Source organism: Rhodococcus sp. P14 (genome assembly GCF_000256505.1).
GTDB classification, from domain to species: domain Bacteria; phylum Actinomycetota; class Actinomycetes; order Mycobacteriales; family Mycobacteriaceae; genus Rhodococcus; species Rhodococcus ruber.
Map to the genome: position 1 here is coordinate 1 of NZ_AJFC01000119.1, position 24,031 is coordinate 24,031.

The 24,031-nt window shown below is 69.4% G+C and carries 23 protein-coding genes, 2 pseudogenes and 2 riboswitches; of the genes and pseudogenes, 7 read left to right on the forward strand and 18 right to left on the reverse strand.

Annotation, left to right across the window (positions count from 1 at the left end):
- The 5 genes and pseudogenes from OEY_RS0108440 to OEY_RS0108460 form a co-directional block, all read right to left on the reverse strand.
- Positions 1-467, reverse strand: a pseudogene (locus OEY_RS0108440) (enolase C-terminal domain-like protein); the annotation flags it as partial.
- Positions 464-1,537 carry a PLP-dependent cysteine synthase family protein gene (locus tag OEY_RS0108445; protein WP_010593446.1) on the reverse strand — a complete coding sequence of 358 codons (1,074 nt, stop codon included), beginning with the start codon at positions 1,535-1,537 and terminating at the stop codon, positions 464-466. The pseudogene OEY_RS0108440 and the gene OEY_RS0108445, both read right to left, overlap by 4 nt.
- Positions 1,534-2,382 carry a hypothetical protein gene (locus OEY_RS0108450; RefSeq protein WP_010593447.1) on the reverse strand — a complete coding sequence of 283 codons (849 nt, stop codon included), beginning with the start codon at positions 2,380-2,382 and terminating at the stop codon, positions 1,534-1,536. Before OEY_RS0108450 ends, OEY_RS0108445 begins: the two co-directional genes overlap by 4 nt.
- Entirely contained in the window at positions 2,379-3,668 is a 1,290-nt protein-coding gene (locus OEY_RS0108455) for an ATP-grasp domain-containing protein (RefSeq protein ID WP_010593448.1), read from the reverse strand. Before OEY_RS0108455 ends, OEY_RS0108450 begins: the two co-directional genes overlap by 4 nt.
- A 255-nt stretch (positions 3,669-3,923) precedes the next feature.
- Positions 3,924-4,283, reverse strand: a complete 360-nt coding sequence (locus OEY_RS0108460) for a TetR family transcriptional regulator (protein ID WP_337460021.1) — start codon at positions 4,281-4,283, stop codon at positions 3,924-3,926.
- On the opposite strand from OEY_RS0108460, the gene OEY_RS29745 reads away from it, so the two are divergent.
- Complete coding sequence (locus tag OEY_RS29745) at positions 4,181-4,531, forward strand: FBP domain-containing protein (RefSeq protein ID WP_230831746.1); 351 nt, start codon at positions 4,181-4,183, stop codon at positions 4,529-4,531. The two genes, OEY_RS0108460 and OEY_RS29745, sit on opposite strands and share 103 nt — an antisense overlap.
- A 43-nt stretch (positions 4,532-4,574) precedes the next feature.
- Here OEY_RS29745 and OEY_RS0108465 read toward each other — a convergent pair whose 3' ends face one another.
- The gene (locus OEY_RS0108465; RefSeq protein ID WP_010593450.1) at positions 4,575-5,882 is read right to left on the reverse strand and encodes an LLM class flavin-dependent oxidoreductase; all 1,308 of its coding nucleotides are present in this window, start codon (positions 5,880-5,882) and stop codon (positions 4,575-4,577) included.
- Positions 5,882-6,646 (reverse strand): 3-oxoacyl-ACP reductase, encoded by a 765-nt coding sequence (locus OEY_RS0108470; RefSeq protein WP_010593451.1) that lies wholly within the window; start codon positions 6,644-6,646, stop codon positions 5,882-5,884. The genes OEY_RS0108465 and OEY_RS0108470 overlap by 1 nt, the downstream gene beginning before the upstream one ends.
- Positions 6,647-6,700: 54 nt before the next feature.
- A riboswitch (TPP riboswitch) is annotated at positions 6,701-6,793 on the reverse strand.
- A 200-nt stretch (positions 6,794-6,993) separates the two neighbouring features.
- A riboswitch (TPP riboswitch) is annotated at positions 6,994-7,088 on the reverse strand.
- A gap of 376 nt (positions 7,089-7,464) precedes the next feature.
- On the opposite strand from OEY_RS0108470, the gene OEY_RS0108475 reads away from it, so the two are divergent.
- Positions 7,465-8,592: a GAF domain-containing protein gene (locus tag OEY_RS0108475; RefSeq protein WP_010593452.1), complete on the forward strand. Its 1,128-nt coding sequence runs from the start codon at positions 7,465-7,467 to the stop codon at positions 8,590-8,592.
- Positions 8,593-8,684: 92 nt separating this feature from the next.
- On the opposite strand, the gene OEY_RS0108480 is transcribed toward OEY_RS0108475, so the two are convergent.
- The 10 genes and pseudogenes from OEY_RS0108480 to OEY_RS0108525 form a co-directional block, all read right to left on the reverse strand.
- Positions 8,685-8,975, reverse strand: coding sequence for a DUF3263 domain-containing protein (locus OEY_RS0108480; RefSeq protein ID WP_010593453.1), 291 nt, complete (start codon positions 8,973-8,975; stop codon positions 8,685-8,687).
- 4 nt (positions 8,976-8,979) lie between these two features.
- Positions 8,980-9,984, reverse strand: a complete 1,005-nt coding sequence (lipA, locus tag OEY_RS30245; protein WP_043804964.1) for a lipoyl synthase — start codon at positions 9,982-9,984, stop codon at positions 8,980-8,982.
- A gap of 75 nt (positions 9,985-10,059) precedes the next feature.
- Positions 10,060-11,460, reverse strand: coding sequence for a dihydrolipoyl dehydrogenase (lpdA, locus tag OEY_RS30250; protein WP_010593455.1), 1,401 nt, complete (start codon positions 11,458-11,460; stop codon positions 10,060-10,062).
- 10 nt (positions 11,461-11,470) lie between these two features.
- Positions 11,471-13,021, reverse strand: a complete 1,551-nt coding sequence (locus OEY_RS0108495; protein WP_010593456.1) for a 2-oxo acid dehydrogenase subunit E2 — start codon at positions 13,019-13,021, stop codon at positions 11,471-11,473.
- Between the two features lies 1 nt (position 13,022).
- Entirely contained in the window at positions 13,023-14,054 is a 1,032-nt protein-coding gene (locus OEY_RS0108500; protein ID WP_010593457.1) for an alpha-ketoacid dehydrogenase subunit beta, read from the reverse strand.
- A gap of 14 nt (positions 14,055-14,068) precedes the next feature.
- On the reverse strand, positions 14,069-15,034 hold the full coding sequence (locus tag OEY_RS0108505; RefSeq protein ID WP_010593458.1) for a thiamine pyrophosphate-dependent dehydrogenase E1 component subunit alpha: 966 nt from the start codon (positions 15,032-15,034) through the stop codon (positions 14,069-14,071).
- A gap of 555 nt (positions 15,035-15,589) precedes the next feature.
- Complete coding sequence (locus OEY_RS0108510; RefSeq protein WP_237713736.1) at positions 15,590-16,555, reverse strand: GTP-binding protein; 966 nt, start codon at positions 16,553-16,555, stop codon at positions 15,590-15,592.
- 248 nt (positions 16,556-16,803) lie between these two features.
- Positions 16,804-17,013, reverse strand: a complete 210-nt coding sequence (locus OEY_RS0108515; RefSeq protein ID WP_010593460.1) for a hypothetical protein — start codon at positions 17,011-17,013, stop codon at positions 16,804-16,806.
- A gap of 76 nt (positions 17,014-17,089) precedes the next feature.
- Positions 17,090-17,218 (reverse strand): annotated as a pseudogene (locus OEY_RS28215) (zinc transporter permease); the annotation flags it as partial.
- A gap of 253 nt (positions 17,219-17,471) precedes the next feature.
- A complete protein-coding gene (locus tag OEY_RS0108525; RefSeq protein WP_010593462.1) occupies positions 17,472-18,365 on the reverse strand; it encodes an IclR family transcriptional regulator in 894 nt (297 codons plus the stop codon).
- Positions 18,366-18,610: 245 nt separating this feature from the next.
- On the opposite strand from OEY_RS0108525, the gene OEY_RS0108530 reads away from it, so the two are divergent.
- Positions 18,611-19,510 (forward strand): TIGR03619 family F420-dependent LLM class oxidoreductase, encoded by a 900-nt coding sequence (locus tag OEY_RS0108530; RefSeq protein ID WP_010593463.1) that lies wholly within the window; start codon positions 18,611-18,613, stop codon positions 19,508-19,510.
- A complete protein-coding gene (locus OEY_RS0108535) occupies positions 19,507-20,001 on the forward strand; it encodes a nuclear transport factor 2 family protein (protein WP_010593464.1) in 495 nt (164 codons plus the stop codon). Before OEY_RS0108530 ends, OEY_RS0108535 begins: the two co-directional genes overlap by 4 nt.
- 65 nt (positions 20,002-20,066) lie before the next feature.
- Here the strand turns inward: OEY_RS0108535 and OEY_RS0108540 are convergent, their stop codons facing one another.
- Positions 20,067-21,689, reverse strand: coding sequence for an acyl-CoA synthetase (locus OEY_RS0108540; RefSeq protein WP_010593465.1), 1,623 nt, complete (start codon positions 21,687-21,689; stop codon positions 20,067-20,069).
- Between the two features lie 282 nt (positions 21,690-21,971).
- Between OEY_RS0108540 and OEY_RS0108545 the strand changes: the two genes are divergently transcribed.
- The 3 genes from OEY_RS0108545 to OEY_RS30455 form a co-directional block, all read left to right on the forward strand.
- A complete protein-coding gene (locus OEY_RS0108545; protein WP_010593466.1) occupies positions 21,972-22,910 on the forward strand; it encodes a 3-oxoacyl-ACP reductase in 939 nt (312 codons plus the stop codon).
- A gap of 17 nt (positions 22,911-22,927) precedes the next feature.
- Entirely contained in the window at positions 22,928-23,680 is a 753-nt protein-coding gene (locus tag OEY_RS0108550) for an SDR family NAD(P)-dependent oxidoreductase (protein WP_029539956.1), read from the forward strand.
- 188 nt (positions 23,681-23,868) lie between these two features.
- On the forward strand, positions 23,869-24,031 hold a 163-nt coding region (locus tag OEY_RS30455; RefSeq protein WP_443216038.1), incomplete at its 3' end, for an oxidoreductase.

The following is a 24,031-nucleotide window of genomic DNA, read 5'->3' on the forward strand; positions in this document are numbered from 1 at the left end:
GGGTCGGCGTCGGTCTTGACCTTCAGCAGAGCGAACCCGCACCCGGACAACTCGGCGGCCTCGGCGGCCATGTCCTCGGGCGCACCGATTCCGAGGGTGCGGGAGATCGGGATCTCGGCGGGCAGCGGCAGCCCGAGGTGCGCAGCGACCGTCTGCCTGTTCACGCGTGCCCGGTAGTCGGCGACGGCGGACCACACGGCGCCGGCGACCGCCGGGTGCACGTGTGCCGGAATCGTTTCGGGGATCCCTCGGGCACCGCAGCACGCCGCGACCGCCCGCAGTTGGGCCTCGACGAGGTGCACGTCCAGGCCCGCGAACACGGAGGTGACGACCTCGCCGCGGCCGCACGATCCCGTGTCGGGATCGGTCACGGTGACCGTGATCGCCTGGCGGGACGACATCACCGCCCGGCTGATCCGGAACGGCCGGGCCAGGGCGAGGGTGCTCACCGACCAGGTCAGGCTCATCGCGCCGTCTCCATCCGGTCCCTCGCCCCCGGGTGCGGGGCCCGCACGGATTCGCACCGCGTCCAGCACTCCGCCGGGTCACCGCACTCGGCGATCTCGTGCGGATGTGTTCGCGGCGGAGCGAGCAGGCTGTGCCGAGCACACCAGTCGTCGTCGAAGATGGTGCGCAGGTAGCGGTCGGGGCCGTCCGGAAAGACGGTGACCACCGAGCCCGGCCAGCGGGTGGCCGCCCACCCGGCCACCGTGGCCACCGCACCCGTCGACCAGCCGCCGGTGTGGAACCCGTCCCGCGCCAGGCTGCGGCAGGCGTGCACGGCCTCGCGCGGGCCGACCCAGTGCACCTCGTCGAACATCTCGTATCGCACATTGCGCGGATGCACGCTGCTGCCCAGTCCCCGCATGACCCGGCAGGCGGCGGGCTGTCCGAAGATCGTCGACCCCACCGCATCGACCCCGATGATCCGCAGGTCCGGCCACGCCTGGCGCAACCGCAGACCCACTCCGCTGCTGTGGCCGCCGGTGCCCACACTGCACACAAGCACCTCGGCCCGCTCGATACCCTGTGCGGCCAGGCCCGCGACGATCTCGTCGGCGAGCCCGTGGTAGCCCACGGCGTTGTCGGGATTGTCGTACTGGTTGGGCCAGTACGCATCCGGGTCGGCGGCAAGAATCCGGTGCAGGACGTCGAGCCTGGCCTGCTGCCACCCGCCTTCCGGGTGCGGACGGTCCACGATCTCCACGGTGGCACCCAGCGCGCACAGCAAATTGCGCATGGCGGGTTCGAGCTCGCAGTCCACCACCAGGGTCACGGGGTGGCCGAGTGGCTGTGCCACGTATGCCAACCCGACTCCCAAAGTGCCGCTGGTCGATTCGACGATCCGCGCGCCGTCCCGCAGTTCCCCGCGTCGCCGGGCGCCGACCAGCATCGACAGGGCCGACCGCGCCTTGAGCCCACCGAGGCCGAGCGCCTCGATCTTCGCGAAGTAGCCCGGATGCCGGGTCGGCACCGGCGTGAGGATGCGGACGAGTGGGCTGTTCCCCACCCGCGCCGGTAGATCGATCACAGTCATCGTGCCCTCGACCCGTGGTACAGGTAGATCGGGCCGGCGTCCCCGGTCAGCCAGAAGAACGGGTACGGCTCGGCCGAGAGTGCGTCGATGCCGTGTCCGAGCAACTCCCGGGCGACCGCGGCGCCACTCTGGGCGAACATCGTGATCGGAATCCGCCGGCCGGACGCTGCCACCCGCGCGAACAAGGTGTCGACGGTGCCGTTGCCCAGCATCATTCCGCTGGCCAGCACCGCATCACACTCGTCGAGATGCTCGGCGAAGTCGGTAACGATCGGCTCACCCCACTCGGTGGTGCCGCCCTTCAGATCACACGGCACGTACCGCAGCCCGCGCTCGCGCAAGCTGACGAGCAGCGAGTTGACCACTCCGATCACCAGCACCCGCCCGCCGGGTGGTGCGTCGACCAGCCCGGTCACGTGATGCGCCCGGGCCAGCGAGCGCTGCAGCGAATCCCCGGAATCCAGCTGCACCGTCACTGCGCGGGGCTCATCCGAGTGCGGGCGCTGGTGCGTCAGGTAGGCGTCGAGTGCGGCGATCTGCACGGCGATCTCGGCATGGTGCAGCAGATCGGCCACTGCCACCCCTGCGCAGGCGTGCACGATCTCCGGATCCACCGAGCCCGGCTCGACCGCGCACGAGCCCGTCGCAGCCCCCACCCGCAGCGAGATCACCTGGTTGCGGTAGCCGCCACTGCGCCCGCCGTGCCGTACCCCCTGTGACGTGGTGAACGCAACCGACACCACCACGTCGCGCGCGGGACGCCGGGCAGGGTCGGTGCGGTAGCACTCGAGAAGCGCAGCCAGGCGCCCGTTCGTCGCGGTATCGATCGCCGAGGTGGCGGTCACGACGCCGGCTCCTCGCCGTATGTGGCGGAGATCGACGACAACAGGCGCTCCGCCAGCGGGCGGGCCCCGGACCGCTCCGGCGAGATGACGACGACGCTGCCCAGGTAGCTGTTGTTGTCCATTCCCGGCGTGGTTCGGTGACCGGGCCCCTTGAACGCCGCCGAGACCACCGACGGATCGGCTGCGACGGTGTCCACTCCCTCGATTCCGGTGACGACACCCGCCCTCGTCGGCACCAGCATGCTCACGGCTGCGCTCGAGGGCCGTCCGCCGTCACGGTGCTCGTCCGGGACCGCCGGGACGATCGGCTCGCGTCCCAGTGCGAGCTCGACCGCCACCCGCGGCAGGTCGACTCCGCTCACATGCCGGATCAGCTCGGTGATCTGATTGCCGGCCGGCCGTGGATTGATCTCGATGATCCGCGGCCCGGCGGCGGTCAGACGCAGTTCGGTGTGCACCACACCGTGATCGAGGCCCACCGCGTCGATCGCCTCCTCCGCGGCGGCCACCACCTTCGCGCGGTCCCCCTCAGCCAGGTCGGCTGGAAACATGTGCCCGGTCTCCACGAAACCCGACGTCCCACCCAGGCTCTTGTCGGTCACGCCGACCGTGTGGACGTTTCCGCGTGAAATCCAGCTCTCCACACTGAATTCCGGTCCGGCGAGGAACTCCTCGAGCAACACCACCGGACTCCGCCGCTGCCCGCGCGCATTGATCTCGAACCCGCGCAGCGCGTGCACCGCCGACTCGACATCCAGCCAACTGTCCGCGCGTCGCACGAACATTCCCGCACACAGATCGGTGGGCTTGACCACCAAGGGGAATCCCACCAACTCGGCCGCGGTACGGAGCCGGATCGGGTCGTCGACCGAGGCGGTGGTGTGCCGCGGCCCCGGGACACCGACGCAATCCAACACCGCCCGGGTGCGCGCCTTGTCGCAGGCGGTCTCGATCGCCTCGGGTGTCGGACCGGGAAGTCCGAGCGCGGCGGCAATTCGCGCGGCCGTCGGCAGGTAGTAGTCGCAACTGGTGAGGACGCCGTCGATCCTTGCCTCGGCATCGATCCGCCGCGCCGCCTCGAGTGCGGCAGCCGGATCGTTGGTCTCGGCAGTCGCCACCGCGCGACCGAGACGCAGCGGATGCGGGGAGCCGTCCGGCAGGGTGTCCGGGTAGTGCCCCGGTCGTCGGGTCAGGAATGTGAACTCGACTCCCAGGTCGGCAATCGCTCTCGGCAGCAACGTTCCCATTGCCCCGACCCAGCTCTCGACCAGCAGTAGGTGTGCCACACGTGGCCTTCCGCTCGCATCCTCCGTAGTACCCAGCGCCACAGAAGCTACTGATAATCGTTATCGTTAGCAAGACTGGTTGTGCCGGACGATTGCGAGGCCGATGAGAACGGTGGCCCACGAAGGTCCGGCAGCTCGTGCCGATCCGCCGATCGAGCCGGGGCTCGATCCCAGGCCGGTCGGCGACCCCGGCGACGCCGGGAAAGCCCGGAACAGCGGTGCGAACGGGATCGCGACGAACGATTGGCGGGCTGCTCACTCGGCCGGGTCACGGACCCCTTCCTCGTCCGAGGAAGTCGCACCGGAGATCTCGGTACGGATCGCCAGGACGGCGTCCCGGTGCGCTGCATCGGTGGCGACGTTGCAGCCGAGCGCGAGATCCTCGAGGAGAAGACCTCGATGGACCGCGAGGATGCGCGAGGCGACGGACCGGGCCGCGCCCGGTGCCGCGCCCGCAGCCTCGATCGCCGCGGCCATGGGGTCGAGCCATTCGGTCACCACCGGGACGAGGAATGTCTGCTGCAGCTCGGGATCCCGCGTCGCCGCGGTATAGATCTCGAAGAACATGGCGGTTCGCCGGCGCCCATCCGGCGTGTGCGCTTCCGCCCAGGCCAGCTCGAGCCCACCGCACCGGCGGGACGTCGCTGTTCACGGCGCGCAAGGCCGGCGCCGGCGGCAAGGCCGGAAACAGCATCGGAACCTACATGTGCAGCAACTTCGCATGCTCACTGTATGTGCGGGAGCTGGCGCCTCTGCCCGGCAATCAGCCCGATCGAGCACTGCCCACCGAGACTCGGATCCGCCGGCTCGGGACTCGACTCGGTGGCTTCGTCGGGCGGGTGCTCGACGAGCAGGACCCCTGACCGCGCTGTGCACTACCCGAGCGGCGCCGTCACCCGGGTGCCTTCACGCGAAGGACCACAGTCCCAGACTGTCGCGCAAGGTGGCCCCGGGGTATGCGGTGCGAAACAGGCCGCGGCGTTGCAGTTCCGGGACGACGAGGTCGACGAAGTCGTCCAGCGAATCCGGATACGCCGGACACATCAGGTTGAATCCGTCGCAGGCGCCGGCGACGAACCACTCCTCGATCCCATCCGCGATCGCCTCGGGCGTGCCGATCATCGTCGCATGTCCTCCTCCGGCCGCGAGGTAGCCGAGCAGTTCACGCAGAGTGGGCCGGTGCGTTTCGATGATCCGTTGTACCGTCGCGTAGCGGCCCTGCGGGCCGGAGAACTGATCGAGGGACGGCAGGTCGTCCACCGGCGCGTCGAGATCGTGGCCCGTGTAGTCCTGACCGGTGAAGACACCGAGCTGGGCGAGCGCAGCGTCGATGTCGAGCAACGCGTCCAGGGTCGCCTTCTTCGCCCGGGCCTCGTCCTCGGTGCGACCGACGTAGGGGACGAGGCCCGGCAATATCGCAATCGACGCGGGATCTCGTCCGGCGGCGGCAGCGCGGCCACGCAGATCGGTGGCGAAGTCGAGCGCCGCGGCCGAATCCCACGACACCGAGTACACCGCTTCGGCGTGCCGCGCTGCGAGGTTGCGTCCGGTCTCCGACGCGCCCGCTTGGAACAGCACCGGACGCCCCTGCGGACAACGCGGCACGGTGAGCGGCCCGTCGACGCGGAAGTGCTGACCGCGATGGTCGATCCGACGGATGGCATCGGCGTCGAGGTATCGACCGGCCGCGCGATCGACGAGGATGCCGGCTTCGTCCCACGAGTCCCACAGCGCAGTCAGCACCTCGATGAACTCCTCGGCGCGGCCGTAACGCTCAGCATGGTCCGGCAGCGCGTCGAACCCGTGGTTGCGCGCCTCCGCGTCGAACATCGAGGTCACAATGTTCACCCCGGCCCGTCCACCGCTGATGTGGTCCAGCGAGGCGAGCATCCGCGCCGCATGGAACGGTGTATGGAAGCTCGCGGACACCGTGGTGACCAGCCCGATGCGATTCGTCCTGCGCGCCATGGCGGACAGCGCGGTCAGGGGTTCGAGAAACCACGTGGTCCCGGCCGTGTAGCCCGGGTTCACGCAGTGTCCGTCGGCGAAGAACACCGCATCGAGGCAGCCGCGTTCGGCGGTCCGCGCGAGTTCCTCGTAGTAGGCGATGTCGCCGATTCGCTCCGCCGCGGACGATGGATGCCGCCAGGCCGCCGAATGGTGGCCGACACCGTGGAGAAAGGCGTTCAGATGGAGGGTGCGGGGCTCCGGCATCAGTTCATCACCAGTCCACCGTCGACCACCAGGTTCTGGCCGGTCACTGCTCGCGACCAGTCGGAAGCGAAGAACAGCACGGCGGCGGCGAAGTCCGCCGGGGTGGTGACCTTCCGCAGGGGCGTGGAGGCGGCGATCAGGTCGAATACTTCCTCGGGGGTCGCTGCCGATGCGTCGGTGGTGCGCAGCAGCCCGCCGGAGACCATGTTCACGCGGATGCCTTCGGGCCCGAGGTCTGCCGCGAACGTGCGGGTCAGCGACAGCAGTGCCGCCTTGGCGGCGGTGTAGTCGTGATACGGCACCACCGGGTTCTGGAACAGGTTGGTGCCGATGTTGATGACGGTGCCGCCGCCGGCCTCGCGCATGCCGGGCAGGGCCGCCTGGATCGTGTTGACAGCGCCGCCGACGATGCCGTCGAGTTGAGCGGCGAAGTCGCCGTAGCCGATCTCGTCGGCTCTGCGGCGCGCGTCGCCGTTGAAGGAGAAGTCGGGCAGCGCGTTGTTGACCACGGTGGTGACCGGCCGGCCGAACTGTTTCCGGGCCTGCGTGAACAGGACGTCTACCTGCGCGGCGTCGGTCACGTCGGCGGGCAGGGCGATCGCACGGTCCGGGCCGATCTTCTCGGCGAGGGCGTGGGCGGCGTCGCTGCTGTTGCGGTAGTTGACCACGACGGCGGCGCCCTCGTCGGCGAACGCCTGCGCGAGGTGGCGACCGAGACCGCGCCCGGCGCCGGTGACGAGGACAGTCTGGTTCTGCAGGAGCATTGTCTGTTCTTTCCCTTCGGTGGGAAGGGGTTCACCGCAGCGACGGACCACACGGCCGCGCCGGCTCGGCATCCCTTCGCTCGCATGATCGAGATCAGGTTCGACGGGTCTGTCTCTCAGCCGTTTCCGGCACCCCGTGTCGAGTCCGTCGCAAGCCTACCCCGGCTGTGCCTGCACGTCGAACTTCGATGTCACATCGGACAACTCGGCAGGCTGCGAAGGATTCCCGCCCGGCACGAGGACGATCCGGCGGCAGTGGGTCGCCTGAACATGGTCCAGAAGAAGCGCTGCCTGTCCTCCGGAATCCGAACCGGCAACGGACAACACTCGCGGCGGTGGACAAGCAGACATCGTCGTTCGGACATCCCTTCGCTAGTACGAACTAGAGCAGGTTCGACGAGTGTGATCTCAGCCCTCCTCCAGGGCACCCCGTGTCGAGAGGATCATAAGGCGTCGACGTCGTTCGGCGGCTCGGTGGGGCCGCGGGAGATGGACGGGTTCGGTGGCGAGCCGGCCGGGGCCACGCCGTACACGGTGCGGTCCGCTTCCCGCGGGTGTGTCGACCTGTGGTGGCGTGCGTGGGGCCCGAAAGCGTTCGTGCGGAACGATCTTGCTCAGGCAGTGTGCCGGTCGACCCACTTCTCGGCGAGTGTGCGAGATCGTCGACGAATTCCGCATTCGTGACGGCCGCAGACGGCAGGGGCCATGGTGTGGCTCACACTCCTGACGGTAGGCTGGACGGCGTGAGTAAGGCCAGTTCGGCGCGCCAACGGTTGCTCGCTTTCGGTTCCGGTGAAGACTTGTCGCGCCGCGCCCGATTGCTGAGCGACGTCCACGACGCGGTGATGTCCGGTCGGACGCCGCCGGTGCCGCCGCGCGACGTCGTCGCCCGGTCGTGGTCGCGTCTTCGGGCAGACGGTGTCAGTCCCGCCCGGTGTGAGGACGTCGTACTCGCGGACACTTCCGAACTCGAGGCGCGCCGTGCACGAAGTGCCCTGAGATCGGTTCTGCCCGAGCTACGCGGCACCCTGACCGAGGTGGCGAGCGACGCGAACTTCATCGTGGTCGTCGCAGACTCGGACGGGGTGGTGTTGTGGCGAGAGGGTGCACGCGACGTGCAGAGGGAAGCCGACGTCCTCGGATTCGTGGAGGGCGCCCGGTGGTCGGAGAAGTCGGTGGGCACCAATTCGGTCGGCACGTCGCTGGTCGAGGACGCTCCGGTGCAGCTCTTCTCGGCCGAACACTACGCGCGGTCCCACTACGGCTGGTCGTGTACGGGGTCACCGGTCCACGATCCACGCTCCGGCGAGGTACTCGGGGTACTGGACATCAGCGGGTCCGCGATGTCGGTGCATCCGGCCACCGTGGCCCTCGTGCAGACGGCTGTGCGATTGGCCGAGTCGATGCTCTGGCGCGAGCATGCCGCCCACCTCGACAGGCTCCGTGCCGATGCGGCACCGGTGCTCGCAGCGACGTGCGGGCCCGCCGTTGTCGTGGACGGCCACGGCTGGGTCGTGGCAGCCAGCGGAATCGGCGTTCCCGAACGACTGGCACCGCCGGGCGGCGACCGGCCGCTGCTCGTGCCCGGTCTCGGACTCTGCGTGCCCGAACCGCTCGGTGACGCATGGCTGGTGCGGCGCCGAGCGGAACGGGCGGCCGTCGAACTCGAACTCGACCTGGGAGCGGCTCCGCGGGCGACGGTGCGGGGGGAGACGGAATGGACGCGCGCCCTGTCACCGCGGCACGCGCAGATTCTGCGGGTATTGGCACGTACCCGGTCGGCCGGTATCGATGCCGCGTCGTTGAGCGAGGCCCTGTTCGGCGACCGGGACCACATCGTTGCCGTCCGTGCCGAGGTCTCCCGCCTGCGTAAGAGCCTCGGTCCCGTGCTGACGCCCCAGCCGTACCGGTTCGCTGACGGTGTCGAAGTTCGTGTGGTCAGGTGAGATCCGCCTGTGCAGATCTCGCTCGGAGCTCCCGCCGTCTCCGCGTCGACGAATCCGGGTAGGAGCGGCACGCGCGCCCTGCTCCCCGGGACTCACAGCGGGGCGGACCGGGCTTCTCTCGGAACATCGTCCCTCCGGGTCGGCGCTGATTCGGCGGCGCGCGGGACAACGGTGCGCGCAGCGACGAAGTTGCGCAGGTCCGCGCGCAGTCGGGGGTGCAGCCGTATGGCGGCGGGGCTGTCGAGGATCTCACCCAGCCGGGTCAGATAACCCGCGGGGGTCATACCGAATTCGACGAGAAGGTCTCCGGGACTTCCGCCCCCGTAGGGCAGCCAGCGGCGGGCGAACTCGACGATGCGGTCGTCTTCGACGGCGGAACTCATGTGGTCACTCTCCTGGCGGGTGCGCTGCGGCGAGACGGCTGAGAGCAGCCGCGAGTGGACGGCGGTGGTGGGCCATGGCGTCGGCGTAGAGGCGGCCGGCGCGATACGAGGAACGCACGAGCGGCCCCGCCAGGACGCCGGCGAAACCGATCTCCTCGGCGGCCTTCGAGTGCTCGACGAATTCTTCCGGCGCGACCCACCGCTCGACCGGGTGGTGCCGCGGCGAGGGACGCAGATACTGGGTGATGGTGAGGATGTCGCAGCCGGCATCGTGCAGGTCGGTCATCGCCTGATGCACTTCCTGTGGGGTCTCTCCCATGCCGAGGATCAGATTCGATTTGGTGATCAGGCCGAAGTCGCGGGCGGCGGCGAGCACGCCGAGCGAGCGTTCGTAGCGAAACGCGGGGCGGATCCGCTTGAAGAGCCGCGGCACGGTCTCGAGGTTGTGGGCGAGCACCTCGGGCCGGGAGTCGAACACCTCGGCCAGTAGGTCGGGCTTTCCACTGAAGTCGGGGACGAGGTTCTCGACGCCGGTGCCGGGGTTGAGGGCATGGATCTGCCGGACGGTTTCGGCGTAGAGCCAGGCCCCGCCGTCGGGCAGGTCGTCGCGGGCGACCCCGGTGATGGTGGAGTACCGAAGTCCCATCGCGTGCACGGACTCGGCGACGCGGCGGGGCTCGTCCCGGTCGAGGTCGGCGGGTCTGCCGGTGTCGATCTGGCAGAAGTCGCAGCGGCGCGTGCACTGCCGACCGCCGATCAGGAACGTGGCTTCGCGGTCTTCCCAGCATTCGAAGATGTTGGGGCAGCCGGCTTCCGCACACACCGTGTGCAGTCCTTCGCGTTCGACCAGGCTCTCGAGTTCGGCGTACGCAGGACTCGTCTTGACGCGGGCCTTGATCCAGTTCGGCTTGCGTTCGATGGGGGTCTGCGCGTTGCGGACCTCCAGTCGAAGCAATGTGCGGCCCGACCGGGCCGGCGCCTCGGGTGATGTTCCAGGGGTGGGATTCACGTTTCGTTCGATTCCTGGGCGTGGGGTTCCCGCCGAACCACGGTCCCACGCGGGTCCGCGGTTCGGCGGGGCTTGCTACATGTTGATCGGGCGGCCGAGTGCGGCCAGAACCGATTCGTGCATCGCCTCCGACAATGTCGGGTGCGCGAAGACGACCTCGGCGAGATCGTCGGCGGTCGCCTCCACGGATCGAGCGATACCGAATCCCTGGATCTGCTCGGTGACATCCGGACCGACCATGTGGGCACCGAGGAGTTCACCGCTGTCGGCGTCGAAGATCGTCTTCACGAAGCCGTCGGCTTCGCCGATCGCGAGCGCCTTCCCGGACGCCTGCAGGTCGAACTGCCCGATCTGGAGGCGGCGGCCGGTCGCACGCGCTCGTTCTTCGGTGAGACCGAGGCTGGCGACCTGCGGCCTCGCATAGGTACAGCCCGGAACGTAGTCGCGGTCCAACGGCCGGACGTGATCCGCACCGGCGAGCCTGTCCACACACAGCACGGCCTCGTGGCTTGCCTTGTGGGCGAGGCAGGGTGCGCCCGCCACGTCACCGATCGCGTACACGCCGAATGCGGTGGTGCGACACCACTGGTCGGTGGTGACGAATCCGCGATCGACCTCGACGCCGAGTTCCTCGAGGCCGAGGTCCTCGACGTTGCCCTGGATTCCGGCCGCAACGAGAACCCTGTCCACGGTCGACTCGTCGATCGTTCCGTCGGCCGACCGGACGGCCACGGTGACGGCGTTCGTGCCGACCGTCAGTTCGGACACCGAGGCGCCGGTGTGAATCCTGATGCCTCGCTTCTCGAACTGCCGCCGTACGTGGCCCGCGACGGCGGCATCCTCGACCGGCATGATCTGCGGAGCCACCTCGACGAGGGTGACGTCGGTGCCGAGATCGTTGTACAGACTCGCGAATTCGACGCCGATGGCGCCGGAGCCGATGACCAGCAAGGACTTCGGCAACTCCGACGGGACCAGGGCATCGAAGTACGTCCAGACCCGGTCACCGTCGGGGACGACACCGGGTACCGATCGCGGCCGGGCTCCGGTGGCCAGGATGATGTGGTCGGCCCGGTACTCGGACACCGACTCGTCCGCGGCCGTCACTGCGACGACGCCCTTGTCGAGCAGCCGCGCCGACCCCCGGACGACGTCGATGCCGTTCTTCTTCATCAGGTAGCCGATGCCGTCGGACAGTCGCCCGGACACCGACCGGCTGAACTCGACGAGGCGTCCCATGTCGAATTTTACACCGCTCGCGCTGAATCCGAGCGGACGCAGGTTCGCCAGCGTGTGTGCGACATCGGCGCCGTGCAGCAGTGCCTTGGTGGGGATGCACCCCCAGTTCAAGCAGATCCCGCCGAGCCGGTCCCGCTCGACGACCGCAGTGCGCAGACCGTGCTGCGCGGCGCGGATGGCGGCGACATAGCCACCCGGCCCGCTGCCGACGACGAGGACGTCGTATTTCTCTGTCATGGTGTACCTCTCAGACCAGCATCAGCGCGGGTGACTCGACGAAACGCCGGAGTTCTCGCAGGAAGGTCGCGCCGAGCGCGCCGTCGATCACCCGGTGGTCGCACGAGAGCGTGACGGTGAGCATCGTGCGCGCAACCACCTGACCGTCGACGACGACGGGACGCTCCTGTCCGGCACCGACCGCGAGGATGGCGCCCTGCGGCGGGTTGATGATCGCGTCGAACTCCCGCACATCGAACATGCCGAGGTTGGACACCGTGAAGGTGCCACCCTGGAACTCGTCGGCCGTCAGTTTCCCGGTCTTGGCCTTGGTCACCAGCGACTGCACCTCCCCGGAGATCTCGGCGAGCGTCTTGCCGTCGGCGCCGCGCACGATCGGGGTGATCAGACCCGACGGCAGTGCGACAGCCACCGAGATGTCGGCACTCGCGTAGCGCAGCACCGACTGTGTCGCCTCGTCGAACTGAACGTTGACATCGGGCACCTTCCGCAGCGCCGCGGCACACGCCTTGACGACGAAATCGTTGACCGACAGCTTGACGGCCGGAACGGTCGCATTGATCTTCGTCCGCAAGGCAAGAAGATCGTCGATCTGCAGGTCCGCGGTGAGCCGGAAGTGCGGGGCGCTGCGCTTCGACTCCTGCAACCGCTGCCCGATCGCCCTGCGCATCGCGGTGAACGGAATCGTCTCGAACTCCGCCTCCGCGGCGGGTTCGGGCGCGGCGACGACTTCCGGTTGCAGCCGGAACCGGCGCTCGGCCTCGCGGACGTCGGCCTCACACACCCGACCACGTGAACCGGTGGCGCGGCAGTCGTGCAGATTGATCCCGAGGGACGCGGCCAGACGTCGGGCCACGGGGGTGGCCGGGACGGCGGTGTCGTCCTCGAAGGAACGTCCCGGTACACCCGACCGCGTCGGCGACTGCGGTGGTGCGACGGTTCCACCAGCCGCACGGATCGAGTCGTGGAGATCGGCAACCGAGATCCGGCCCTCCCGGCCGGTCCCCGTCACACGGGCCAGGTCGATCGACAACTCGTCCGCCAGGCGGCGGGCGTGCGGGGTCGCGAACACGTCACCGTTCGTCCGTCCGCGCAGGGCATCGGGAACGATCGTCGCGCCGGGACGTGGACGGGACCCGGTGGCCGCCCCGGTCGCCGGTACCGATTCGTGGGCCGCCGGCGCCGGCGGGCTGCTCTCGAGATCCGGCTGCGCGACGGTGGGCTGTCCGCCCGGTGACCGGCCGGACTCGGCCGGTGCCGGCACCTGATCTGCCCCGATGCCGGCGAGGAATTCCTCGATTTCGGCGTCGGAGACCGCGGCCTCGGCCGACACCGCCAGCACCGCACCGACCGGCAACGTCTCCCCCGCCTTGGCGACGACCCGTCGGAGCACCCCGTCGAACGGCGCCTCCAACTGGTTGGCGATCTTGCTGGTCTCGATCTCGCAGATCAGGTCGCCCTTCGAGAAGGACGCTCCCTCCTCGACCAGCCACTCCGCCACGGTGCCTTCCTCCATGGACAGGCCCCACTTGGGAACTTCGATCAGTTTGATCTCACTCATGTCAGGCACTCACAACCTTGCGGACGGCGGCCTCGATCCGAGCGGCGTTCGGCAGCCACGCCTGCTCGAGGACCGGGGAGAACGGCACCGGGGTGTGCGGCGGGGTGACCAGTTCGATCGGCGCCTTCAGTGACCCGAACGCACGCGTCGCAATCAGCGCGGCGACGTCGTGACCGAACCCGCAGCGCGCCGCGGACTCGTCGGCGATCACAACCCGGCCGGTGGAGGCGACGGATTCGAGGATGCCCTCCTCGTCGAGCGGCGACACCGTGCGGGGGTCGACGACCTCGACGGAGATCCCCTCGGCTGCCAGCTTGTCCGCGGCGGTGTTGGCGGCGTTCACCATCGCCGACAGCGCGATGATCGTGACGTCCGTGCCCTCACGGGTGTAGTTGGCGACACCGAACGGGATCGTGTACGGCTCGTCCGGAACCTCGCCCTTGACGTCGTAGAGTGTCTTGTGTTCACAGAACACGACGGGATCATCGTCGCGAATCGACTGGATCAGCAGGCCTTTGGCGTCGTACGCATTCGACGGGGCGACGACCTTGAGGCCGGGAACGGCGGCGAACACGTTGTACGGTGACTGCGAGTGCTGGGCGGCAGCGGAGAATCCGGCGCCGATCATGCCCCGCACCACCATCGGGGTACGGGCCTTGCCGCCGAACATGTACCGGAACTTCGCGGCCTGGTTGTAGAGCGCGTCGTAACAGACTCCGAAGAAGTCCATGAACATCAACTCGGCCACCGGTCGCAGCCCGGTCAGAGCAGCGCCGGCTGCCATGCCGATGATCGCGGACTCGGTGATCGGGGTGTCGATGACACGGTCGGAACCGAACTCGGTCCACAGACCCTTCGTCACCCCCAGCACACCGCCGAACGCCTCCACCTTCCCGGACTCGAGCTCCGGATTGGTGCCGGCGTGACCGCCGCGCAGGTCCTCACCGATCTGCACGACCGTCGCGTCCCGCTGCATCTCCTGTGCGAGTGCGGCCTTGATCGCTTCGCGATATGTCGTCTTCGACGTGGTCATTTTCGTTCTCTCTCTCAGTACGACACGTAGACGTCGGTCAGCAGGTTCGTCAACGGCGGATACTCGGCAGCGCGCGCCTTCGTGACGGCGACCTCGACCCGTTCACGAGCCTCGGCGTCGATCGCATCGAGTTCCTTCGCGGTGACCTTCTTGCCGTCGACCTTCGCGCGGAACTTCACCAGCGGATCGTGGGTTCTTCGGAGTTCGGCGACCTGGTCCGCGGTGCGGTACAGCTGGGCGTCGCCCTCGAAGTGGCCGTGCCAGCGGTGTGCCACCGCCTCGATGGTGGAAGGACCGCCTCCCCTGCGGGCGCGCTCGACCGCCTCGCGCGCCGCCTCGTGGACCTCGAAGAAGTCGGTACCGTCGACGGTGGTGGCGGGCATCCCGAACGACGCGGCGCGCGCAGCGATACTCGGTGTGCCGACCGCATAGTCGCGGCCGGTGGCCTCACCGAATCCGTTGTTCTCGATGACGAAGACGATCGGCAACTCGAGCACGACCGCCATGTTCATGGCCTCGAACACGGTGCCCTGATTGGATCCGCCGTCGCCGGTGAACGAGGCCGCGACACCGCCGTTCCCCAGGGTCTTGGCGCTCAGCGCAGCGCCGATCGCCAGCGACGGGGCACCGCCGACGATCGCGTTCGCGCCGAGCATGCCCACCGACAGGTCGGCGATGTGCATCGATCCGCCCTTGCCGTGGCACAGTCCGTCGTTCTTGCCGAAGATCTCGGCCATCATCCCGTCGAGGTCACATCCCTTGGCAATGCAGTGGCCGTGTCCGCGGTGGGTGGAGCCGATGTAGTCGGTGTCGTGCAGGTTCTCGCACACACCGACGGCGATCGCTTCCTGCCCCGAGTACAGATGGATGAACCCCGGGATGTCGCCGGTCGCGTTCTCCTCGTGCAACCGGTCCTCGAACTCGCGGATCTCCGACATCTTCCGATACGCGCTCAGTAATGCACTCTTGTTCAGCGCCATTGCTCTCCTCTACTTTCTGCCTGAGGGCCTGCCGCACAGGGCCGAGCCCCGAGCGTGACGAGACTTCGGGACGGTCCTCGTCTCACGCCGTGTAACCCGGGTCACGAATGTAGGGAGAGGGAGCGAGCCCGCTCAACGTTGCGGCGGATTGCAGCCCGGGCTCGGCACGAACACTCGCGGTCGCAGCCGGGTCGGTTGCCGCACGGAACGCGCGCGGGCTGGATACCGCGCATGGAAAAGCGGGAGAGCACTCGGGAAGGGGGCGGATCGATCCGCAGCCGTGACAGGGTCCCCGTGAAGATGACATCGCCGACGACACTTCGATGTGCCCGGTTTGCCGGATTTTTTGTGTCCCTGGTGAATACCGTGGTTCTCCTGACGAACTCGACGTTCGATGGCCACCCGGCGCGTAGCGACGGCCACAGCAGCGAGAATCTGGTGTTTCCGCCGATGCGGTGACCACCGCTGCTACCCGACCGGCCCACGGTCACCCGAGTCTGCTCCCGGACCAGCCCGGGACCGCACCAGCGCCGGGCCCCGGCGCGGGCACGGGATCTACGTTTCCCGCCGCGGCAGCGGATCCGGCAGAGCCGTCCAGCCTGCAGGCCCGGCAAGAAACTCGTCGTCATCGAGGATGCACGCATCCAGCACGTCCTGCAGCCGGGCAGGATCGAGGTCGACGCCGAAGAATGCGATGTCCTGGCCGAAGGCGAGCGATTCCTCCGCGCAGGCGTCGGTGTCGGTGTGCATGGCCGTGAACTGCAACGCGGTGGCACATTGATCCCACAGCACCACCGTGTGGGGGCGCGATGCAAGCTGGCAGAAGCCCACCGCCCGTACCACATTCGCCCCGACAGGCGAGTCCGGACCTGCATCGAACAACGCAGCCAGACGGCCGGGATGAAACGGGCGAAGATTCTGATACCGGAAGGTGGACACCCGTGCGTGGACACTGCGCGGGGCGAAGGTGTCGCTGAGCACGTGCATCCAACCCGCGCGGTTGAGGCTCGCCTCGGCGTCGTCGAATCCGTGCCGATCGAGCGCCAAGGGGGCGTCGGCTCCGAGCAGCACCACCGTCGCCGCCGGGTTCAGGTGCCCGACCAGCGCCACGAGCAGATGGAGATCGTCCACTGCCAGCGATGTCCATGCGGTGAACACCACGACGGTGGCGTGCTCGATCTGCGTCGCGGTCGCCACGAGCGACGCCCCCGGGTTTCGCCTCCGGTACAGGGCAGGGGCAACCAACATATCCCACAATGTCAGGGCGTCGACGGTAGTGACGACCGAGGCGAGGGCGAGGCCCCGGGGATGTTCGTCGCGGGCAGAGACGAATTCGGAGATCACGTGCGGCGCGCCGGCGTCCCCGCGGCACTGCAACAGCGCGTCGGTAGCGGTGACGTCCGCGGCCGAGCGCAGGTGCGGCACGAAGGCGTCGAACTCGACGAGCCGGTCCGCAGCCGACGGGCCCAGAGCGCGGCGCAACGCGACGGCTGCCGCCTGTTGCGTGAATAAGAGGTGCACGCGCAGATAGCGACATCGGCGATCTCGATCACCATCCGTGCGACCGGGCCGCCGGCGACGGCCAGGGCCGGGGGCATCGTCGGTCCCGTCCCGACCATCGCCACCACGCACCCCGTGGGAGTCGGTGTGCGACGTCGAGCGTGGCCTCGGACCTCGCCCTGCGATTCGTCGACCCCGAGTTCGGCGGCGGCCGCTGTCGCCCTCCCCGGAGTGGGCCGGTGCCGTGGTTCCCAGACCATGAATGGAACTCACAGCGAGTCGAGCAGATCCAGCGCCGTCGGAACGGCGGCCGGTGTCAGCACTCCGAGGCCGAACGAGGCCACCGATGCTCCGATCGGCCGGTGGAGCAAAGAGAACACCGCGATACCCAGCAGGATCAGCCAGGCGCCGACCACCGCGACACGGATCGGTGTGACCCCCAGCAGTGCCCCGATGCTGCAGATCCCGCCCGGCAGCACCCATCTCCAGTGCAGATTGCGCTCACAGAACTCCCGGATGCGCGGGTCGGTTGCGCCCCGGGGCGAGTCCTGCCGGTCAGTGGTCGTCGTAGTGCCCCTCGTGCGCGGCGTGCCGGTGCCCCTCGTGGATGTAGTCCATGTGGTCGCCGTGCGGAACGGCCACATGCCCGCAACCCTCGCCATGGGTGTGGTCGTGGCCTGCATGCTCGCGGTGGTCGGTCTCGGTCATCGCAGAACTCCTCCGTCGGGAACCGTCACCCCTCGTCCAGTATCCCACCGCGACCGGGGGCGGACACCCGACTCAAGCACTCACCTCGGGCACTGTTCGCGGGCCGGGACGGAGCGAGGGGTCCGTAGGGCACCGACGCGGCACGCGTCGAAGCGGGACCCTCAGGACGAGACCGGCACGAAGCCCACCACCGCAGCCAGCTCGCGGCATGAGGCCTCGAACAAGTCCCTCAGAGCCACTGACCGCTCTGGACCGACAGCAGCCGGTCCATCGCGTCCGGGGACCACGTGCTCTCGGGCGGTTCGGGCGCCCGGCGGCCCCGGCGCGGGGCGCCGAGTTCGGGGTAGAGGCTGCGGGAGACCTCTCGGGCGGCGTCCACCACGAGGGGTGCGACCCGCTCGAGCTGCGCGGTGCGGGCGTCGCCGCACAGCGAGATCGCGGCGACCGGACCGTCGTGCCCGCGCACAGCGACGGCGACGCACGCGACGCCGCGCACGGACTCGCTGCGCTCGAACGACAGACCGCGCCTCTGCCGGATCCGGCTGAGTTCCTGGTGCAGGGTCGCGAGGTCACCGATGGTGTGCTCGGTGCGGCGGGCCAGGCGCCGCTCGTACAGGTCGTCGACGCGCTCGGGTTCGAGCCAGGCCAGCATCGCCTTGCCACCGGCGGTGGTGTACGCCGGGGCCCGGCCGCCGACCCGCGAGGGCAGCGCCGCGGCGAAGCGGCCGCCGACCTTGTCGAGGTAGACGCTCTCGGCGCCGTCGAGGACGGCGAGGTGGACCACCATGCCGGTCTGCATGTGCAGCTCGTGCAGGAGCGGCGCCGCCGACGCCCGGATCTCCCCGTGGCCACCGTCCCCGCCGCCGAGACCGAGCGCCCGCCGGCCGAGGCAGTAGCCGAAGGATGCGTGGTCGACCCAGTTCAGCTTCACGAGCTGATCGAGGATGCGGTGCACGGTCGAGCGGGGCAGCCGGGTGCGGCAGGCCACCTCCTCCAGCGTCAGGCGCGAGGACCTGCCCTCGAACGCGTCGAGGATGAGCGTCATCCGTTCGACCATCGACGGCGGCACGTCGCGCCGCGGGGCGGTGGTAGCTGTCGGTTCCGTTGCTTCGACGACTGCCATCTGCGGCCTCCCGATACTTCTGCCCCCGGATGGGAGCGGGAAAACTGAAATGAATTCTGAAAGTGTATCAGCTCACTCTCGCCGCCAGTAGTGATCGGCGGCGCGAATCTCCCCCTGCGACCCTGACGCGCCTCGCGTCCGCGGTCGACGCGGATCCCGCTGATCGGAACGTCGGCCGCGACGAAACGATGCCGTCCGGTACAACGGACCGACACCCTCCCAGTCCCGGCAGCGGAGAGGCTCGCATGCGCATCGGAATCGTCAGCCCCGTCGTGGTCCAGCACCCCGGCGTGCACTCACCGTGGGAACGCACCGCCGGCATCGACGACCTCGCCCGGGTGGCCCGAACCGCCGATCTCCTTGGCTTCCACCATCTGACCTGCAGCGAACACGTCGCCGTCCCGGTGGACGTGGCGGCCACCCGCGGGGGCACCTACTGGGACCCCCTCGCCACGCTCAGCTATCTCGCTGCCCGGACGCAACGCATCCGGCTCGCCACTCAGGTGCTCGTCCTGGGTTACCACCACCCGCTCGAGATCGCCAAGCGCTACGGCACCCTCGACGTCCTCAGCGGCGGCCGGCTGACGCTCGGCCTCGGGGTGGGCAGCCTGCGCGAGGAGTTCGACCTCCTCGACGCACCGTTCGAGGACCGGGGCGCCCGCGCCGACGACGCCCTGGCCGCGTTGCGCGCCGCACTGTCCCGACGCCTGCCGGAGTACCACGGGTCCTATTACGAATTCCAGAACCTGCTCGTCGAGCCGCACGCCGTCCAACCCCGCGTCCCGCTGTGGATCGGGGGCCGCACGCTGCGCTCGCTGCGCCGCGCCGTCGCCCACGGCGACGGCTGGGTGCCGTTCGGCCTGCCCCTGCCCGACCTGACCGCGATGCTCGGCCGGGTGGACCTCCCGGAGGGCTTCGACGTCGTCCTCGACACCGGTGCACCCCTCGACCCGCTGGGCGCGCCCGAGCGCACCGCCCGGTCGCTGGAACGCCGTCGCGAGGCCGGCGCCACCGCGGTCGGAGCGACCGTCGCCGCGACCGGCGTCGAACACTACTGCGAACAACTCGAGTGCCTGCGGGCACTCGGCACCGACCTGGGGCTGGACTTCGCCCCGGCCGAACCATCCGAACAGGAGACCCCATGACCGACACCGCAGAGACCGACACCGCAGAGCTCGTCCGGTCCCTCCTCGCCCGCGTCCAGCTCCTCGAGGACAAGATCGCCGTCCAGGAGATCGTCACCGCCTACGGCCCGGCCGTCGATGCCGGCGACGCCGACGCGGTGGGCGAACTGTGGACCGAGGACGCCGTCTACGACGTCGACATGCGCACCATGAACGGCCGCAAGGAGATCATGGAGATGGTGCGCACGCGGCCGCACCAGGACTACATCCACGAAGGATGCGGGCACCTCCTCGATCCCGTGCACATCCGGGTCGAGGGTGACACGGCCGTGGCCACCTGCCATTCGCAGTTGCTGCGCCACGACGAGAACGGCTTCCGGGTCTGGCGCGTGACGGCCAACCGCTTCGAACTCGTCAAGAACGACGGCCGGTGGCGGATCCGCAGACGCACCGCCCGGGTGCTCGACGGCCGCGACGAGTCGCGCGAGCTGCTCGCCCGCGCCGGTCGCTGACCCGCCCCGGACACCGGGAACGGCCGGCCCCGAATGCGGGGCCGGCCGTTCCTCGTCCGACGACGTCAGGCGTCGACGGTCGCGTTCTCGAGCGTCGCCCTCGCCCACCGGTAGTCCGCCTTCCCGGCGGGCGAACGCAGCACCTCGGGAACCGGCACGATCGTCTTCGGGATCTTGTACCCGGCGATCAGGGTCCGGCAGTGGTCGGCCAGTTCCGTGGCCGTGGGCGCGTCCACACCGGGACGGAACTGGACGGCCACCGAGACCCGCTCGCCCAGAAGCGGATCCGGGATCCCCGCCACCACCGCGTCGAGGACGGCCGGATGGCTCTTGACGGCTTCCTCCACCTCCTCCGCGTAGACCTTCTCGCCGCCGGTGTTGATGCAGGCCGACCCGCGGCCGAGCACGACGATCGCACCGTCCGGCTCCACGGTGGCCAGGTCCCCGAGCAGGCACATGCGCACACCGTCACACTCGGGGAACGTCGCCGCGGACTTGTCCGGGTCGTTGTAGTAACCGAGCGGGACGTGGCCGATGCGGGCGAGGTAACCGATGGTCTCCGAGCCGGGCTCGACCTCGGCCAGATCCGTGTCGACCACCCGCAGCGTCGGCGACGGGGAGATCCGCGCACGGCCGTCGGAGCCGGCGTCGAGGGTGCCGGTCGCGCCCGCCTCCGACGAGCCGAAGGAGTTGCGCAGGTAGACGTTCGGCAGCAGCTCCGCCAGGTGTGCGCGCACACTCGCCGACCACAGCGCCCCGCCGGAGCCGATGACCAGCAGAGAGCTCAGATCGAACTCCGTGCCGCGGGCGGCGACCGCGTCGGCCAGCGGCCGGCTGATGGCGTCGCCGACCACCATCACGATCGCGATCCGGTGCCGGTCGATCAGGCGCAGCGCCTCGATCGGATCGAACGACCGCATCAGCACCTGCTTCGCACCCGTGAACAGCCCCATCAGCACCGAGTACATCGCGGCCCCGTGCATGAGCGGCGCCGTGACGAGATAGGACATCGGGTGCTCGTTGGCCGCGGCGGCCGCGGCGAGATCGGCAGGGCTGCGGTGCGGTTCGCCGTAGGGGTTGCCGCCGGCCAGCGCCGCGAAGTAGAAGTCCTCGTGCCGCCACATCACGCCCTTGGGCATGCCCGTCGTGCCGCCGGTGTAGAGGATGTACCGGTCGTCGCCGTCCCGCGCACCGAAATCCCTCTCCCCCGAGGCGCTCTCCACCGCCTCCGCGTACCGCGCCACGGTCGCGTCCACAGCTGCCGCGGCCTGCTCGAGCGCCGCCGTCTCGGCGCTTCCGACGACGGTGATGTGCCGCAGCCGTGAGGTGTGCGGCACGGCCTGCGCCGCGACGTCGGCGAACTCGTCGTCGACCACGAGTGCCACGAGGTCCGCATCGGTGTAGAGGTGCACGAGCTCGGCACCCACGTAGCGGAAGTTGATGTTCACGGGCACCGCGCGAATCTTCAAGCAGCCCAACATGACCTCCAGGAACTCGAGGCTGTTGCGCATGTGCAGGCCCACATGATCACCTGCCGTCACTCCGACGGCCGCGAGGTGGTGCGCGGCCCGATTGGCGCGCGCGTCGAACTCGGCGTACGTCCGGGACTCGTCCCCGCAGATCAGGGCCGTCCGGTCGGGTATCGCATCGACGACGGCCTCGGTGAGATCGGCCAGGTTCAGAGACATCGCGGGTCCTTCCGGGGTTCGTGGGTGGGGCAGGACGCGCACGACCACGCGATCGTCGCGGGTGTGCCGCGGATCACAGCAAATTCAGTAGAACATATTCCTGTTCCGGGATCAACGGCCGGATGATGACGCGAAGGCCAGGCCCCACGGTTGCCTGCGGACTTAAGGGAACACCCTCGGCTCGCGAGAGTGCGGCCGGAGAACACCCTTGTGCAGGTACTAGAATGAATACTAGTTTTCAGTCACCGTTCTGCACTCCCGCACGGACCCAAGGAGCCCATCATGACCCAGAACCTGACCCTCGACGGCCGCGCCGCCGTCGTCACCGGAGCAGGCGCCGGCCTCGGCCGTGCCGAAGCCCTCGCCCTCGCCGACGCCGGGGCCGCCGTCGTCGTCAACGACATGGGCGCCGCCGCCCACGACGTCGTCGACGAGATCCGCGCCGCCGGAGGCCGCGCCGTCGCCGTCACCGGCGACGTCTCGGACTGGGCGCTCGGCGAGGAACTCGTCCGCACCGCGGTCACCGAGTTCGGATCGATGGACATCCTGGTCAACAACGCCGGCATCCTGCGCGACAAGATGATCTTCAACCTGTCCGAGTCGGACTGGGACGACGTGATCCGGGTGCACCTCAAGGGCCACGCTGCGACGTCGCGCGCCGCGGCCGTGCACTGGCGGCAGGCGTCGAAGGACGCGAACGGCCCCGTCTACGGCCGCGTGATCAACACCTCCTCCGAGGCGTTCCTGTTCGGCTCGGCCGGGCAGCCCAACTACTCGGCCGCCAAGGCCGGCATCACCGCCCTGACCCTGTCGACCGCCCAGGGCCTGTCGCGGTACGGGGTGCGGGCCAACGCCATCTGCCCGCGCGCCCGCACGGCCATGACTGCGGACGCATTCGGCGAGAACAACACCGGCGCGTCGGGTCTGGACCCGCTCGCGCCCGAGCGAGTGGCCACCCTGGTCCGGTACCTCGCCTCCCCCGCCTCCGACGAGGTCAACGGTCAGGTCTTCGTCGTGTACGGCAAGATGGTCGCGCTCATGGAGGCCCCCAAGGTCGAGCACCGCTTCGACGCCGCGGGCTCCGCGTTCACCGTCGACGAACTCGGTGACCAGCTCTCGTCCTACTTCTCCGGTCGCGGCCCGTACGAGACCTACGCCGCCTACAGTGTGGCCGAACTGGAGAAGGTCGCGCTCGCCACGGGCGACCCCGTCGGCGCATGAGTGGAAGGGACGTGGCCGTGAAACTGCGCGGGAAGACCGCCGTCGTCACCGGCGGTGCGGGCGGGATCGGCCGCGCGGTGACCCGCGTGTTCGTCCGCGAGGGCGCCCGCGTGCTGTTCGTCGACGTCGACGACGATCGGGGGCGCGCGCTCGAGTCCGAGCTGACCGGGGCCGGCGGTGAGGCGAAGTTCCTGCAGGCCGACATCTCCCGGCGCGAGAGCGTGGACCAGATCCGCGACGCCGCCGTCGCGGCGTTCGGCGGCATCGATATCCTGGTCAACAACGCGCACGCGTCGCGCCAGGCACTGCTGGTCGAGCACACCCCGGAGATGTTCGAGCTGTCGTTCGGCACGGGGTTCTACCCCACCGTGCACCTCATGCAGGCCTGCTACCCGCAGCTCAAGCAGGCCCGGGGTTCCGTCGTCAACTTCGGCTCCGGGTCCGCCCTCGACGGCATGCCGACGCAGACGTCGTACGCGGCGGCGAAGGAGGCGATCCGGGCGGTCAGCCGGGTGGCCGCGAACGAATGGGCCGCCGACGGCATCCGCGTCAACGTCGTGTGCCCGTTCGCCGCGACCGAAGGCGTGCAGGCCTGGCAGCAGGCGTTCCCCGACCGGGCGGCCGCCGCGGCGGCGAAGGTGCCGTTGCAGCGCATCGGCGACCCGGAGACGGACATCGCGCCGGTGGTGGTGTTCCTCGCCTCCGACGACTCGAAGTACATGACGGGGCAGACGCTGATGGCCGACGGGGGCAGCATCAAGCTGCGGTGAGCGGGGTTCCCTCGCGCCGGGTTCCATCGCACTGAGTGGGACACCCGATCGACAGGGGCGGTGCCGCGTGGAAATCTGCGTCCTACAGGCCCGCCGGCCGGTGTCGTACCCGGCCGGCGGGCCGCTTCCATACCCGGTCTGCCGCACGGCAGCCACGTCCGTACCGTCCGAGAGAGGGTTTCGACCGCCTGGCTTTCGCCTCCCCCCTCTTCCGCCCGCTCCGTGTGCGTTCGCTCGAGTTGGCGAACCGCATCGTGATGTCACCGATGACGCGGTCGTACTCGATCGACGGTGTGCCGGGTGAGGACGTCGCCGCCTACTACCGGCGGGGGGGCGCGGGGGGGGCGGGGC

Excerpts from the sequence above, each read along its gene's own strand:
- OEY_RS0108445 (WP_010593446.1), bottom strand. The coding sequence starts at position 1,537 with ATGACTGTGATCGATCTACCGGCGCGGGTGGGGAACAGCCCACTCGTC.
- OEY_RS29745 (WP_230831746.1), top strand. The coding sequence starts at position 4,181 with ATGTCTGCTGCAGCTCGGGATCCCGCGTCGCCGCGGTATAGATCTCGA.
- OEY_RS0108465 (WP_010593450.1), bottom strand. The coding sequence starts at position 5,882 with ATGCCGGAGCCCCGCACCCTCCATCTGAACGCCTTTCTCCACGGTGTC.
- OEY_RS0108470 (WP_010593451.1), bottom strand. The coding sequence starts at position 6,646 with ATGCTCCTGCAGAACCAGACTGTCCTCGTCACCGGCGCCGGGCGCGGT.
- OEY_RS0108480 (WP_010593453.1), bottom strand. The coding sequence starts at position 8,975 with ATGAGTTCCGCCGTCGAAGACGACCGCATCGTCGAGTTCGCCCGCCGC.
- lpdA (WP_010593455.1), bottom strand. The coding sequence starts at position 11,460 with ATGACAGAGAAATACGACGTCCTCGTCGTCGGCAGCGGGCCGGGTGGC.
- OEY_RS0108495 (WP_010593456.1), bottom strand. The coding sequence starts at position 13,021 with ATGAGTGAGATCAAACTGATCGAAGTTCCCAAGTGGGGCCTGTCCATG.
- OEY_RS0108500 (WP_010593457.1), bottom strand. The coding sequence starts at position 14,054 with ATGACCACGTCGAAGACGACATATCGCGAAGCGATCAAGGCCGCACTC.
- OEY_RS0108505 (WP_010593458.1), bottom strand. The coding sequence starts at position 15,034 with ATGGCGCTGAACAAGAGTGCATTACTGAGCGCGTATCGGAAGATGTCG.
- OEY_RS0108525 (WP_010593462.1), bottom strand. The coding sequence starts at position 18,365 with ATGGCAGTCGTCGAAGCAACGGAACCGACAGCTACCACCGCCCCGCGG.
- OEY_RS0108530 (WP_010593463.1), top strand. The coding sequence starts at position 18,611 with ATGCGCATCGGAATCGTCAGCCCCGTCGTGGTCCAGCACCCCGGCGTG.
- OEY_RS0108535 (WP_010593464.1), top strand. The coding sequence starts at position 19,507 with ATGACCGACACCGCAGAGACCGACACCGCAGAGCTCGTCCGGTCCCTC.
- OEY_RS0108540 (WP_010593465.1), bottom strand. The coding sequence starts at position 21,689 with ATGTCTCTGAACCTGGCCGATCTCACCGAGGCCGTCGTCGATGCGATA.
- OEY_RS0108545 (WP_010593466.1), top strand. The coding sequence starts at position 21,972 with ATGACCCAGAACCTGACCCTCGACGGCCGCGCCGCCGTCGTCACCGGA.